Source organism: Gammaproteobacteria bacterium, from assembly GCA_016195665.1.
Classification (GTDB): Bacteria; Pseudomonadota; Gammaproteobacteria; order SURF-13; family SURF-13; genus JACPZD01.
Genome location: JACPZD010000001.1, coordinates 13887 through 27353, shown reverse-complemented (window position 1 = coordinate 27353; position 13467 = coordinate 13887). Strand labels below are relative to the sequence as shown.

General features: G+C 55.2%; 15 protein-coding genes. All 15 read left to right on the top strand.

The window, feature by feature from the left end; genetic code table 11:
• Positions 1 to 230 precede the first annotated feature (230 nt).
• Complete coding sequence (locus tag HY028_00140; protein ID MBI3343290.1) at positions 231 to 431, top strand: hypothetical protein; 201 nt, start codon at positions 231 to 233, stop codon at positions 429 to 431.
• Positions 432 to 485: 54 nt separating this feature from the next.
• Complete coding sequence (locus HY028_00135; protein ID MBI3343289.1) at positions 486 to 788, top strand: EAL domain-containing protein; 303 nt, start codon at positions 486 to 488, stop codon at positions 786 to 788.
• Between the two features lie 349 nt (positions 789 to 1137).
• Entirely contained in the window at positions 1138 to 2082 is a 945-nt protein-coding gene (locus tag HY028_00130) for a cytochrome B6 (GenBank protein ID MBI3343288.1), read from the top strand.
• A gap of 47 nt (positions 2083 to 2129) precedes the next feature.
• Entirely contained in the window at positions 2130 to 3911 is a 1782-nt protein-coding gene (locus HY028_00125) for a hypothetical protein (protein MBI3343287.1), read from the top strand.
• A 137-nt stretch (positions 3912 to 4048) separates the two neighbouring features.
• The gene (locus tag HY028_00120) at positions 4049 to 4495 is read left to right on the top strand and encodes a response regulator (protein MBI3343286.1); all 447 of its coding nucleotides are present in this window, start codon (positions 4049 to 4051) and stop codon (positions 4493 to 4495) included.
• 123 nt (positions 4496 to 4618) lie between these two features.
• Positions 4619 to 5092, top strand: a complete 474-nt coding sequence (locus HY028_00115; protein ID MBI3343285.1) for a response regulator — start codon at positions 4619 to 4621, stop codon at positions 5090 to 5092.
• A gap of 106 nt (positions 5093 to 5198) precedes the next feature.
• Positions 5199 to 6536: a response regulator gene (locus HY028_00110; protein ID MBI3343284.1), complete on the top strand. Its 1338-nt coding sequence runs from the start codon at positions 5199 to 5201 to the stop codon at positions 6534 to 6536.
• Positions 6537 to 6555: 19 nt separating this feature from the next.
• On the top strand, positions 6556 to 7896 hold the full coding sequence (locus HY028_00105; GenBank protein MBI3343283.1) for a response regulator: 1341 nt from the start codon (positions 6556 to 6558) through the stop codon (positions 7894 to 7896).
• Positions 7897 to 7907: 11 nt separating this feature from the next.
• Positions 7908 to 8438, top strand: coding sequence for a response regulator (locus HY028_00100; GenBank protein MBI3343282.1), 531 nt, complete (start codon positions 7908 to 7910; stop codon positions 8436 to 8438).
• A 232-nt stretch (positions 8439 to 8670) separates the two neighbouring features.
• A complete protein-coding gene (locus HY028_00095; protein ID MBI3343281.1) occupies positions 8671 to 9027 on the top strand; it encodes a hypothetical protein in 357 nt (118 codons plus the stop codon).
• Between the two features lie 132 nt (positions 9028 to 9159).
• Positions 9160 to 9807 (top strand): riboflavin synthase, encoded by a 648-nt coding sequence (locus HY028_00090; protein MBI3343280.1) that lies wholly within the window; start codon positions 9160 to 9162, stop codon positions 9805 to 9807.
• Between the two features lie 3 nt (positions 9808 to 9810).
• Positions 9811 to 10917, top strand: coding sequence for a 3,4-dihydroxy-2-butanone-4-phosphate synthase (gene ribB / locus HY028_00085; protein ID MBI3343279.1), 1107 nt, complete (start codon positions 9811 to 9813; stop codon positions 10915 to 10917).
• A 343-nt stretch (positions 10918 to 11260) separates the two neighbouring features.
• On the top strand, positions 11261 to 11794 hold the full coding sequence (locus HY028_00080) for a 6,7-dimethyl-8-ribityllumazine synthase (GenBank protein MBI3343278.1): 534 nt from the start codon (positions 11261 to 11263) through the stop codon (positions 11792 to 11794).
• Positions 11791 to 12216, top strand: coding sequence for a transcription antitermination factor NusB (gene nusB, locus HY028_00075; protein MBI3343277.1), 426 nt, complete (start codon positions 11791 to 11793; stop codon positions 12214 to 12216). Before HY028_00080 ends, nusB begins: the two co-directional genes overlap by 4 nt.
• Before the next feature lie 4 nt (positions 12217 to 12220).
• Positions 12221 to 13189, top strand: a complete 969-nt coding sequence (thiL, locus tag HY028_00070; protein ID MBI3343276.1) for a thiamine-phosphate kinase — start codon at positions 12221 to 12223, stop codon at positions 13187 to 13189.
• The last annotated feature ends 278 nt before the right edge of the window (positions 13190 to 13467 follow it).

Sequence of the window (13467 nt, the reverse complement as noted above, 5' to 3'; positions counted from 1 at the left end):
TAAATAGTTCCCCTGTGTCCCTTGCGGTGAAAAAGCTTCACCGCGGAGGACGCGGAGGAGAAACAAATCCTTCTTGATTCCTCTGCGCCCTCTGCGGTAAATTATTTATGGATAAGTTCTAAGATTAAATATAGTTTGTTTTCCCCTGCGTCCTCCATGGTGAAAAGCCTGCCCATACATTGGCATGCCATATGCTGCTTAATGTTGGGTTGAGTGAGTCACGTACATCTATGAATAAAACAATTCTGCTTGTCGATGACGAGGAAAACATCACTGCGTCGTTGGTGCGACTGCTCCATCAGGACGGTTACCGGGTGCTGACGGCGAACAGCGCTGCTGCAGCGCTGGCGCTATTGGCGAATAATAAAGGAAGCTCTGAAAAATATATCGCCAACCGCCAAGGCGCCAAGGCCGCCAAGAAAAGAGCTTGAATTGTAAGGAAAAATCTTGGCGTTCTTGGCATCTTGGCGGTTCAGTATGAATAAATCAGAGATCCCTTAAATTATCTCAAGCACTTTCCGTTATACGGTTTGAAGATAGATCAATCGTTCGTGTGTGACCTCTCGATCAATCCGGAAGACGCCGCGATAGTCGCCGCCATTATCGCGTTAGGTCACAGCCTGAAGCTGAACGTCATTGCCGAAGGTGTGGAAACCCTGGAGCAGCTAAAATTTTTGAGAGAGCTAAAATGTGACGAAATGCAGGGCTATTTGTTCAGCCCGCCCATGCCGGCGGCGGACGTCGCAGCCCTGTTGCGCGACGGCAGGCGCTTGCATTCGCAGGGGTAGATTCATAACTGAATAATCGTGACTGCGCCCATCGGGGTCAAAGGTTTTTTGACCACAGAGACGTATAAAGATAGATACGATTTACCGCGGAGGACGCAGATGAATCGAAACGGTTCGTCTTTCTCCCCCGCGCCCTCCGCAGTGGTGTTTTTACATCCCAAGAGATCATGAGCCTCCCGGCATCATCTCCATTAGTGGCATACAACTTGCACTTCGTAGGGTTGATACCCCTATAGTAGGGAAGGCCATCATGAATCCGAAGGTTGTTTTGCCGTTAGCCATACTACTTGGTGCAGCAGGCGTCGGCGCTGTATTCATGGCATTGCATAAACCCGCCGAAGCGTTGACGATGACGCCGGAGTTGACCCAATGTCTGACGGGTTTAAGCGGGCCAGACTACGCCAATGAGCCTATTCGCCCCATTCCATTGTCACTGCCGCTGAATAAGGAAAAGGTGGCGCTGGGCGAAAAACTGTTTAACGAGCCCAGGCTGTCACACGATGACACCATTTCGTGCGCCTATTGTCACGACTTAAGCTTGGGCGGTACCGATCGGAAGGTGCATTCACTGGGTAGCGGCGGCAGCTCCGGTGACGTCAACTCGCCGACGGTATTTAACAGCGGCCTCAACTATAAGCAGTTCTGGGACGGTCGCGCCGCTACGCTGGAAGATCAGATAGACGGCCCTGTACATCACCCCAAAGAGATGGCGTCCGACTGGCCGGAGTTGCTGGGCAAGCTGAACAAGGACCCGGACTATGTGCTGGCCTTTTCCAAGCTATACCCGGGTCTCGGCATACACGAACGCAGCATCAAGGACGCCATCGCGACCTTTGAATGTTCCCTCAGCACGCCTAATTCGCGCTTCGATAAATACCTGCGCGGCGACAAAAACGCCATAACCGCTGAAGAGCGGGCGGGCTATGTGTTATTCAAGACCTATGGCTGCGTGGCCTGTCACCAGGGGACAAATGTGGGGGGAAACATGTTCCAGACCCTGGGAATCATGGCCGACTATTTCAAGGACCGCGGCGACGAGGTCCAGGCCGATCTGGGGCGCTACAACGTCACTAAAGACAAGGAGGATCTGCACAAGTTTCGAGTACCCAGCCTCAGGCTGGTGGTGCTTACGCCGCCCTATTTTCACGATGGCCGGGTAGCGGATTTAAGCACCGCCATTGATTATATGGCCAGGTATCAGTTGGGCAGGCACATTACCCCCGAGCACAAGCAACTGATTATTAAATTTTTACACACCCTGCCCGGCGAATATAAAGGAAAGCCGTTGTTATGAAGCGAGCTTGGCTACAACACGTTCTGCTGGGATCGGTATGCGTTGCGATGTTCTTATTTTTATACGTAAAGACGCAAGCAGTGGACAGCAAGGGGCATGACGGCATGATTGACACCCTTCATGATCTTGCGCAACTGGACGCGGCGGTGAACAGCAATGTCTTGATGTCGCGCTACGGCAGGCTCGCCAACTACGATCCCCTTGTAAGCGCCGTTGAAAAATCCAGGTTGTTACAGACGAGTCTCAAGAAAGACCCTGCCACGCTCTACCATAAAGGCCATAAAGACATAGACGGATTCACCGATCAGGCCTTGCAATTATTCTTGAGGAAAGACCGTCTGCTGGAGTTGTTCAAGTCAAAAAACGCCATCCTGCAAAACTCGCTACGTTACTTTCCAACGCAGGTCGTCATCACGGTCGGCGATGAGGCGAAAGATCTGGATAAGCTGGATGAAGAGATGAAACATGAGCTTAGCGATTTGGCCGTGGATGTACTGAATTATACGGTAACCGGAAATGAAGAGGTCAAGGCGCATATCAATGAGCACAGCGATGCGGTTGCGAAGAGGCTGGATAGCGTCCCTGAAGGGGTGCGTGATAATATCAGACTGATTCTTGTTCACGCCAACATCATACTGCAACAAAAACCCGCCGTAGACGCCCTGGTTACCGAGCTAATGGGGCTGCCCAGCCCGCAAAATTACCAGGCCCTTGATGGGGCGTACGACGCCCACTACACCGCAAGGATAGAGGAATCGAACAGATATCGCATTGGCTTGTATGTGCTGCCCATGCTGCTTCTGGGCTACATCGCCTATGTGCTCATCAAACTGCAGCGTAATGCGATCACCTTAAGAGGGGCGGTAGCCGATCTCAAGCAGCAGAAACGGGCGCTCGACGAAAGTTATGAAAAACTCGCCACCTTTAATCATGAGCTCGAAAGCCGTGTGCAGGATCGTACCGCCGACCTGGAGTCCAACCAGAAACAGCTTGAGTACTACCTCACTGATTTAACACGCAAGAATGAAGAAAACGACATGTTCGTATACAGCGTCTCGCATGATTTGCGCTCGCCGCTGGTCAATCTGCAAGGTTTTAGTCGCGAGCTGGAGATGGTGGCCCAGGACCTGCGCGCAGTATTGGTCGAAGGTAACTGCACGCCGGAGGCGCAAAAACGCGGCATGGCATTGATTGACGAGGACATGTCGAGTTCGCTGCACTTCATCCAGGCCGGCGTGGTGCGCCTGTCCAACATCATGGATGGCCTGCTACAGCTATCGCGCGTTGGGCGGGTGGAGTATCAAATGCAGCATGTGGATCTGAATTCTATCGTAAAGCGCATTATTGACTCTATGCAAACCATCATCAGCCAACGCTGTGCCACGGTGACGGTGCATAAGCTGCCCGCCGCGTGGGTAGACTCCGGCGCGGTCGAGCAAATCTTCGCCAACCTGATTGGCAATGCGCTCAATTATTTGGATCCAAAGCAGCCAGGCCTTATAGAAGTGGGTTGTTGCGCCGATAAGGAAACCACGCACAACGCGGTATTGAATATCTATTACGTGAAGGACAACGGCTTGGGGATATCTGAACAGGCGAAGACCAAGTTGTTCCGGATTTTTCAGCGCTTTCACCCCGATTCGGCGAAGGGTGAGGGTATTGGGCTCGCCATTGTGCGGCGCATGGTGGAGCGGCATGGCGGCAGGATCACGGTGGAATCCACCGAGGGTGCGGGCACGACCTTTTTCGTGGCGCTGCCTTCACAAGAAATAAAGCAGGCGCCTATTTTTAGTGATACCCCGGCAGCGGAAGACGTTCTGTTTTCCTGAGACGCGTGAGGGGCTTCCCAGGGGATAGGCAGTAAAACCGCAGAGGGCGCAGAGTAATAAGATCAAAATATTTTTGTTTCTCCTCCGCGTGCTCCACAGCAATGGCTTATCACGGTTAGAGATAAGGATAAAGCGAAATGACAATACAACCAATCACCATCGTCTTGGCGGAAGATGACGACGGGCATGCCATGTTGATACAGCGCAGCCTGAAGCGGGCAGGCTTCGTTAACGAGATCGTGCGCGTGAAGGACGGTCAGGAGGCCCTGGATTTTGTGCACGCGCAAGGCACATATACCGGTCGTATCCACATGAATCGCCTGCTGATTTTGTTGGACATTAACATGCCGCGCATGGACGGCGTCGAGGCACTGCGCCAGATCAAGGCGAAAGAGGCGACCCGAACCATACCGGTGGTGATGTTGACCACTACGGATGACCCGAACGAGATCGCACATTGTTACCAGCTGGGTTGCGGCATCTATATCACCAAACCGATTGATAGCGAAAAATTTTCCGAAGCCGTGGGCCGGCTGGGATTGTTTTTACAAGTCGTAAAAGTACCCGCTGAGCATTTAGCCTAGAGGAAAGATATGAACACTGGCGTCAGCGGTATCGACATAAATGTCAGGTAGCTACAGCTTGCGCACAGCGCGCGCTATCCGCTAATTATAAGAGTATGTTGAGAAAGCAAGAAGGAAAATAGTATGACAGAGGCACACGCGGCGACCGTACTGTTGGCAGAAGATGACGACGGCCACGCGACGCTGGTGCAGCGCAATCTACGCCGCGCCGGCATCATGAACGAAATCGTCAGGGTCAAAGATGGGCAAGAGGCTGTGGAGTATGTGCTGTCGCAGGGCGCTTATACGGGACGGCCCCGCCCCAGTACATTATTTATGCTGCTCGATATCAATATGCCGCGCATGGACGGCATACAGGCGTTGCAGCATATCAAGGCGGATAAGCATAGCCAATCTATCCCCATTGTGATACTCACCACCACGGATGATCCACGCGAGATCGAACGTTGCTATGAGGCGGGATGCAGCTTGTACATTACCAAGCCGGTTGAATATGACGCCTTCTGCGAGGTGATACGGCGGCTCGGACTGTTCTTGCAAATTGTACGCGTACCCGAAACCAATAACAGTAATTTCATTTCGCACAGCGTGATGTGAAATCGCGTAGGCGACCCAAAGGGCCTCTCCCTTTTGGAAACCCCATCGCCGAGGAGCCCGCTGCAAGACCGCGGGGAATAAATTTTAAGCATCAGGAGCGAGATGTATGGAAACTGGCAAGATACTGGTCGTTGAAGACGATCTCGGCATCGCCACGCTGGAGCGGCGCAGTCTGGAAAAGGCGGGCTACAAGGTTGTTGTGGCCGCCGGCGCCGAGGATGCCTACCCGGTCGTCAAACAGGGCGATGTGGATCTGATGGTGCTGGATTACATGTTGCCGGGCGGGGTGACCGGCCTCGAATTTCTCGAACAACTCAAGGCCGAAGGTTACGATATGCCCGTGATTATGGCCACGGGTTTGAGCGACGAGAGCACGGTGATTGCGGCGTTACGCGCCGGCGTGCATGACTTCATCATCAAATCGACCGAATCCATCGGCTATCTGCCCGAGGCGGTGAATCGCGTGCTCGGCCAGGTCAATAACAAGAAGCGGCTGGCCCAATATGAGACGCAGTTGCGCGAGGAGCAGCAACAACGCATCGAGGAACTATCCGCGATGAACGAGCAAATGCAGAAGATGAACTACAAGCTGGAAGAGGCGCATAATCAATTATTGCAATCGGAAAAGATGGCCTCGGTGGGACAGCTGGCGGCGGGTGTCGCGCATGAGATCAACAACCCCGTCGGCTACATTTCTTCCAATATAGGCGCCTTGCAAACGTATCTTGCCGATTTGCTGAAGGTGCTGGATAGCTACGAGCAGGCCGAGCCTTTATTCAGCCGGCAACCTGGCGGCGCCCAGGTTATCGCCGACATCGCCGCGCTGAAGAAACGTATTGACGTGGATTTTTTGCGCAAGGATGTCGCCAACCTGATGAGCGAATCCAGGGAGGGCATCAATCGCGTCAAGCAAATCGTTCAGGACCTGAAGGACTTCTCGCACGTGGATAAGGCCGAGTGGCAGTGGGCCGATCTGCACAAGGGCCTGGACAGCACCTTGAATATCGTGAACAACGAGATCAAGTACAAGGCCGATGTCGTTAAGGAATATGGCGACATTCCGCTGGTGGAATGTCTGTATTCGCAGATCAACCAGGTGTTTATGAATCTGCTGGTCAATTCCGCGCACGCCATCGAGGAACGCGGCAAAATTACACTGCGTACCCTTACCCAGGATGATTGGGTATGCGTTGAGGTGGCCGATAGCGGCAAGGGCATCGCGCCGGAAAACCTGAAACGCATCTTCGATCCGTTCTTCACCACCAAACCGGTGGGAAAAGGCACGGGCCTGGGACTGTCCTTGGCCTACGGCATAGTGAATAAGCACAAGGGCAGAATCGAGGTGGCAAGCGAAGTGGGTAAGGGTACTTGTTTCAAGATATGGTTACCGGTACGCCAAGAGGTGGCTAGGGTCGAGCAGCCGCTCGCTGCGGCGAGCGCTTGAAGTTTAAGAGAGGTATGAGATGAGTACAGCGCAAGCAACGCAAAATGGTTCGGCGGCGGAGGCCAAGGATCTTGTCACTTTGCTGTTCGTGGATGATGAGGCGAATATTCTGTCGTCCTTGCAAAGGCTGTTCCGGCCGGTGGGTTACCGTATCCTGACGGCATTGAGCGGCGCCGAAGGCTTGGCAATCATGGAGAAGGAGGCGGTTGACCTCATCATTTCGGACATGCGCATGCCGAATATGGATGGCGCCGCGTTTTTGGAACAGGTTGAAAAGAGATGGCCGGATACGTTACGCATTTTATTGACGGGCTACGCCGATATTACTTCCACCATCAACGCGATCAACAAGGGCAAAATTTACCGCTACATCAGCAAACCCTGGGAAGATAACGACATCCGCCTGGTGGTTCAACATGCCTTGCAGGGCCAGCACCTGGAGCGCGAGAAGAAACGTCTGGAGCAGATCGTACTCACGCAAAATGAGGAGTTGCAGGAGCTTAACGCCAACCTCGAAAAAAGGGTGGAGGCGAGGACCCAGGAAATAAAACAGACCGCCGATATGCTGGATCTGGCCTTTAACGAATTAAAAAAGGGCTACATCGCAACCATCTCCGTGTTCGCCAATCTCGTCGAACTGCGCGACGGCGCCACCGCCGGCCATGCGCGGCGGGTGGCGGAGCATGCACGTGTGACCGCGCAACAGTTGCAGTTGATGGACGAAGAGATCCAGGACGTCTATTTTGCCGCGCTGTTGCATGATGTCGGCAAGATCGGCTTGCCCGATCATCTCATTCATAAGCCCTACATCGCCCTTTCCCGCCAGGATCGTGAACGCATCGAGCGGCATTGCGAGGTCGGGCAGGCCGCCCTGACAGGGCTGGATCAGTTGCAGAAGGCGGCGGTATTTATCCGCGGGCATCATGAGCGCTACGACGGCAAGGGTTTTCCCGATGGGCTCGCGAGATCACACATACCGATGGGCGCCCGCATCCTCGCCGTGGTTAACGATTACGATGCCCTGCAGATCGGCTCCCTGCTGGACGTCAAATTGAGCCCGGCCGAGGCGCGCGCCTTTCTGGTCGGCAATCGCGGCACGCGCTACGACTCCGTCGTGGTGGATACCTTTCTTAAGACCATTGAGACTCAATCCTATGGCTTGCTGCCGCAGAGAGAGGTTCCGTTGTCGTCGGAGGACGTGTGCGAGGGACAGATACTGTCCCGCGACCTGATTGATCCGGAAGGAAGGCTGTTATTGACCAAGGCCCGTGCACTCAATGCCGACCTGATCAAAAAGATCAAGGCCTTCGAACGGGAGGCGGATCGCGGGTTCACGATCTACGTTCAAAACCACCCGTAGAGGGATAGTCTATGCCACATATCCTGCTGGTAGACGACGAAGAAAATATCCTGCACGCCTTGCAGCGCCTGTTCAAGAGCGACGGCTATGAGGTCGAAAGCTACACCAACGCCACGGAGGCGCTCAAGCGGGCTCGCGCCGCCGAATTCGATCTGGTGATGTCGGATTACCGTATGCCCGGCATGGACGGCGTCTTTTTCCTCATGGCGCTTAAGCAAATCCAGCCGCACGCAATGCGCCTGCTTGTGAGCGGCTATACCGATCTCGATGCCTTGTTAGGCGCCATCAATGAGGCACAGATCTTCCATTTCATCGCCAAACCCTGGAGTGACTATGATTTGCGCGCGACGGTGGCGCATGCGCTGGCGCATCGCGCCACACTGGCCGAGAACCGCCGTTTGGCCGATCAGGTGCGCGCCCAGGAAGATAAGATCCAGCGTCAAAACCGGCTTATCCAAGAGCTGGAGGTGCAGCATCCGGGTATCACCCACGTGCGGCGCAGCGCGGACGGCGTCATCATCTTGGAAGATGATGATGAATAAAGGCTGGCTGGCCGAAAGCAACATGGGGCACTGTGAGCCAATATATTTTTTATTTATTTTTCAAATAGTTAGATATTTTTCTTGCTGCCCGTCCAAGCGCTTGCAACGAACTCTCCTGGGGCGTAGTCTAATACTGTAGATACCCGGTCACTCATCCGGATAGAGTGGTAATCCAACCGGCTAGGGGCTTACCGTCGGGGTCCCTAGCTCCATCATCGTTAGGAGGCCAACTATGGACCTGAATAGATATCTCGTGAACGCCAGTACTGTATGTAATTGGGATGGCCAAGACCAGCTGGCTGCAGATAACCTCAATCGTATTTATCATGCACTGGATCTGCGCATCTGCCCGGTCCTCATCATGGGGACGGAGCCGCATTGGGATCCCGATCTCTACGATAAGATTATGGGCCAGGTACGGGGCGACTGGTTGGACCAGAGAGACAGGCTACTCAATGTCACGGACGAGCAAATCCAAGATTATGTGGAATCCCGGGCAGCGGCCTTTCATATCCCACCGCCAGCGCCGTCCATTGGAGTCAGGGGCGACGCAATTGACCAGCTAAAGGTCACCGCAAGCAAAATGTAGCGCTAGTGCTCCCAAGTCCGATACGTTTCGGGCTTGGGAGATTTTCATCTCTCCCCGGTTGTGGGCGCGCTCCGCAACTGGTACTCTCCTTAGTGATTGAAAAACCCCTTTTGAGCAGTTCCATACTCCCACATGTTTACCGGTATCATCGAGGCTATAGGCAAGATCGCGCTTTTTGAAAACAAGGATTCTGATGTGCGTCTCGGCATTCATCCCGGCAAATTAGACTTGGCGGAGATTCGCCTGGGCGACAGCATCGCGGTGCAAGGAGTCTGTCTCACGGTGGCGGAACTCGACGGCCGTCATTTTTATGCGGACGTTTCCGCCGAGACCTTGCGCTGCACCGCGCTGGATCTGCTCAAAGCGGGCAGTCCGGTAAATTTGGAACGTTCGGTTACCCCTGCGACTCGGCTGGGGGGGCATCTGGTCAGTGGTCATGTGGACGGCGTAGGCCGGGTTGTGGCGCGCACTGAAGAGGGCCGCTCGGTACGTTTGCACATCGAAGCCCCACGCGAACTGGCCAAATATATCGCCGCCAAAGGCGCGATCTGTGCGGATGGCGTGAGCCTTACCGTAAACGCCGTTAATGGGCCGGGATTCGAGGTCAATCTCGTGCCGCACACCCTGCAAGAGACCACGCTAGGCGCGCTGCAAGCCGGTGACGCCGTCAACCTGGAGGTGGACATGATTGCCCGATACCTCGAGCGCTTGATATCGGTCGCTTCCGGCATCCTGCCTCCCGCGACACTAGCACATCCTGGTGCGTCGGAAAGGTCATAACGCATGGCGCTCAGTAGCATCGAAGACATCATCGCCGACATCCGCAGCGGCAGGATGGTCATCCTCATGGATGACGAAGGCCGTGAGAACGAAGGCGATCTGATCATGGCCGCGGCAGAGGTGCGGCAGGAAGACATCAATTTCATGGCGCGTTACGGGCGCGGGTTGATTTGTCTTACCGTTACACGGGAGCGTTGCGAGCAATTGCGTCTGCCGCTGATGGTCACCGACAACTTTACTCAGCACGGTACCAATTTCACCATCTCCATCGAGGCTGCCCGAGGCGTTACCACCGGCATCTCCGCCGCCGACCGCGCCCACACCATACGCACTGCCGTCGCTCCACATGCCGAACCTAGCGACCTCGTGCAGCCGGGACACGTCTTTCCCCTCATGGCTCAACAGGGCGGGGTGCTCACGCGCGCCGGACACACCGAGGCCGGCTGCGATCTCGCACGCCTCGCCGGATTGGAGCCCGCCGGGGTGATCGTCGAGATACTCAACGAAGACGGCAGCATGGCGCGCCGTCCCGATCTGGAGATGTTTGCGGAACAACATCATCTCAAGATAGGCACCATCGCCGATCTCATTCACTATCGCATCCAATATGAAAAGACAGTGGAGCAACTCAGCGAGCAGCCCGTGAAAACCGAGTATGGCGAATTCCGATTGGTAGTATTTCGCGACACCCTGTCCAATCACGTACACCTCGCCTTGGTACGTGGCGCGCTGCGGCCTGATACAGCCACGCCGGTGCGCGTGCATCTACAGCAAGGCCTGGACTCCCTCGCCCTGCTGCGCGAAGAAGGCGGGTGGTCGCTCGCGCGCGCACTGCGCTATATTGCCGCTCAAGAAAGCGGTGTGGTGGTCATCCTGCGCCGGCCCGACAGCGATCAATCCCTGCTTCAGGAAATTGGACAGTATCAGTCGCAGCAGAAAGGGTTACACTGGGTGCGGCCGGAAGCCGGCGATCTGCGCACCTACGGCATCGGCGCGCAAATTCTCAAAGATCTGGGCGTGTGCAAGATGCGCGTACTCGGCACGCCCATGAAGATCCATGCCCTATCCGGTTTTGATCTTGAGGTTGTGGAATACGTCACGAAAGACTAAGAGCATATCCATAAATAGTTCCCCTGTGTCCCTTGCGGTGAAAAAGCTTCACCGCGGAGGACGCGGAGGAGAAACAAATCCTTCTTGATTCCTCTGCGCCCTCTGCGGTAAATTATTTATGGATAAGTTCTAAGGAATCCCTGATTTATTCAGGGGTTCCGCGGCATATGGACGTGCCGCCATTTTTCAATCACAATGAGTGATTGAAAAATGAAGAAAAGAAAAAATCACATTTTTGCTTTTTGCCGGGCAGGAAGCCCCAATACCGCGGGCGCAGGGATGCGCAGGAGCGGCCGTCTCTGAAAAATTCAGAGATGAATTTTTCAGAGTTTCCCTAATAGATATGAAGCCTAATCACTCCACGCACATTCAATTCACCCTCACGGGTCTGCGCTTCGGCATCATCGCCGCGCGTTATAACAATGCCATCGTAGGCGGTCTGCTGCGCGGTGCGCTGGATGCGCTTGAGCGCCATGGCGTCATGCGCGATCAGGTAAAAATCGTTCAGGTGCCGGGCGCTTTTGAAATTCCGCTCGCCGCCCAGCAACTTGCCGCGACGGGGCACTATGCAGGACTCATCGCGCTCGGAGTTGTCATCCGCGGTGAAACCCCCCACTTCGACTATGTGGCGGGGAGCTGCGCACAAGGCATTGCGCAGCTAGGTCTCGAGTACAATACCCCCATCGGCTTTGGCGTGCTGACCGTCAACACCGAGCAACAGGCCATCGAACGTTCCGGACCCGATGCAGGAAACAAGGGCGTTGAGGCAGCGTTGGCCATGTTGCAGATGGTGCAACTCCTGCGCGATCTTGAGCAGGAGCACGAGCACGCCGCAACATCCGGCGCAGCGCAATCAAAACAAGAGGCGGGCACGTGAGCAGGGCGCGCAGCCTGGCGCGGCACAAGGCCGTGCAGGCGCTTTATCAGTGGCAGGTATCGCGGCAAGACATGAACGAAATTGACGCGCAATTCTCTGAAGAGCAGGACATGCGTAAGGTGGACATCGCCTACTTCCAGGAATTGTTGCGCCAGGTCCCCAAGCGCCTCGAGGAACTCGATGCTCAGATCGCCCCCGCCCTCGATCGCCCCTTGGCCGAGGTGGACCCGGTCGAGCGTGCTATCTTACGCATCGGTGCCTATGAGTTGCAGTTCCGCCCTGACGTTCCTTATCGCGTGGTCATCAACGAGGCCGTGGAGTTGGCCAAGGTGTTTGGCGGCGAGCAGGGTTATAAATATGTCAACAGCGTGCTCGACAAAGTTGCGCGCAATTTGCGCGTAACTGAAATGAAGGCAACCTAGCCTGATGGCGCTCTCCGAGTTCGACATCATTGAGCAATACTTTACCCGCCAGCAAAAGACAGATCCTGCGATAGTTCTCGGCATTGGCGACGATGCCGCTATACTTCATGTGCCTGAGGGCATGGAACTGGCGGTCTCGGTGGACACACTGGTCAAGGGCGTGCATTTTCCCGCCGCGACGCATCCCGCCGATATCGGCTATAAAGCACTTGCGGTCAGTCTCAGCGACATGGCGGCGATGGGCGCAGAACCGCGTTGGACGACGCTGGCGCTCACACTGCCGGAGTCAGATGAGCCCTGGCTGGAAAGCTTTAGTAAAGGGTTTTTTAATCTCGCCGAACGTTACGGCGTGCAACTGATTGGCGGTGACACCACGCGCGGGCCGCTCGCCATCACTGTACAGATTCACGGTTTAGTGCCCGCAGGTACCGCCCTCCGCCGCTCTGCGGCGCGCTCCGGCGATTTGATCTATGTCACCGGCGAGTTGGGTGATGCGGGCCTTGCGTTGTTACTGCTGCAGGAAAAGATCAGCTTATCCGCTGAACAGGCCGCACGCGTCATGGCGCGACTCAACCGGCCTGAGCCGCGCGTCAAGGAAGGCCTTGCCTTGCGCGGCATCGCCCATGCGGCAATTGACCTCTCCGATGGTCTCACCGCCGATCTTGGTCATATCCTCGATGCCAGCGGAGTGGGTGCCACGCTGCACTTAGAAAGCTTGCCGCTCTCGCCTGCGGTGTCCTCTGTGCTAGACAAAGCAGGCGGCTGGAATTTGCCGCTCAGCGCAGGCGATGACTATGAGCTTTGTTTTACCGTGCCACGGGAAAATCAGGCTAAATTATTGGAGGCGATGGAACAGTTCCCGTGCCGTTGCACCTGCATCGGTATGATAGAGGAAACACTGGGCCTGCGTTGCCGGTTGGTCAATGGCGAACTATTCGAGCCTATACGCACTGGCTATCAGCACTTCGTCTAAAGGGCGTGAGATTACTAGAAGCTATCTCAAAGTAGGGAGCAATCGGGGTGGTACGACCCGTCCCCGGTGGCGAGTGCGCATCTGTCCTGCTCGGACACGCGCATCTATCTGGAGATCGAGGGCCGAGTATGGCGCTTCTTCAAGAACTGGTGCGCCCGGAGGATAAATCCAGGCACTGGGAAATAACGGTCTCACCTGGATTGTCTGTCCAGCAACCTCTCGAACTCCTCGGCTGGCGCCGGTCTTGAGAACAGATAACCCTTTTTGTCTCCACCCGC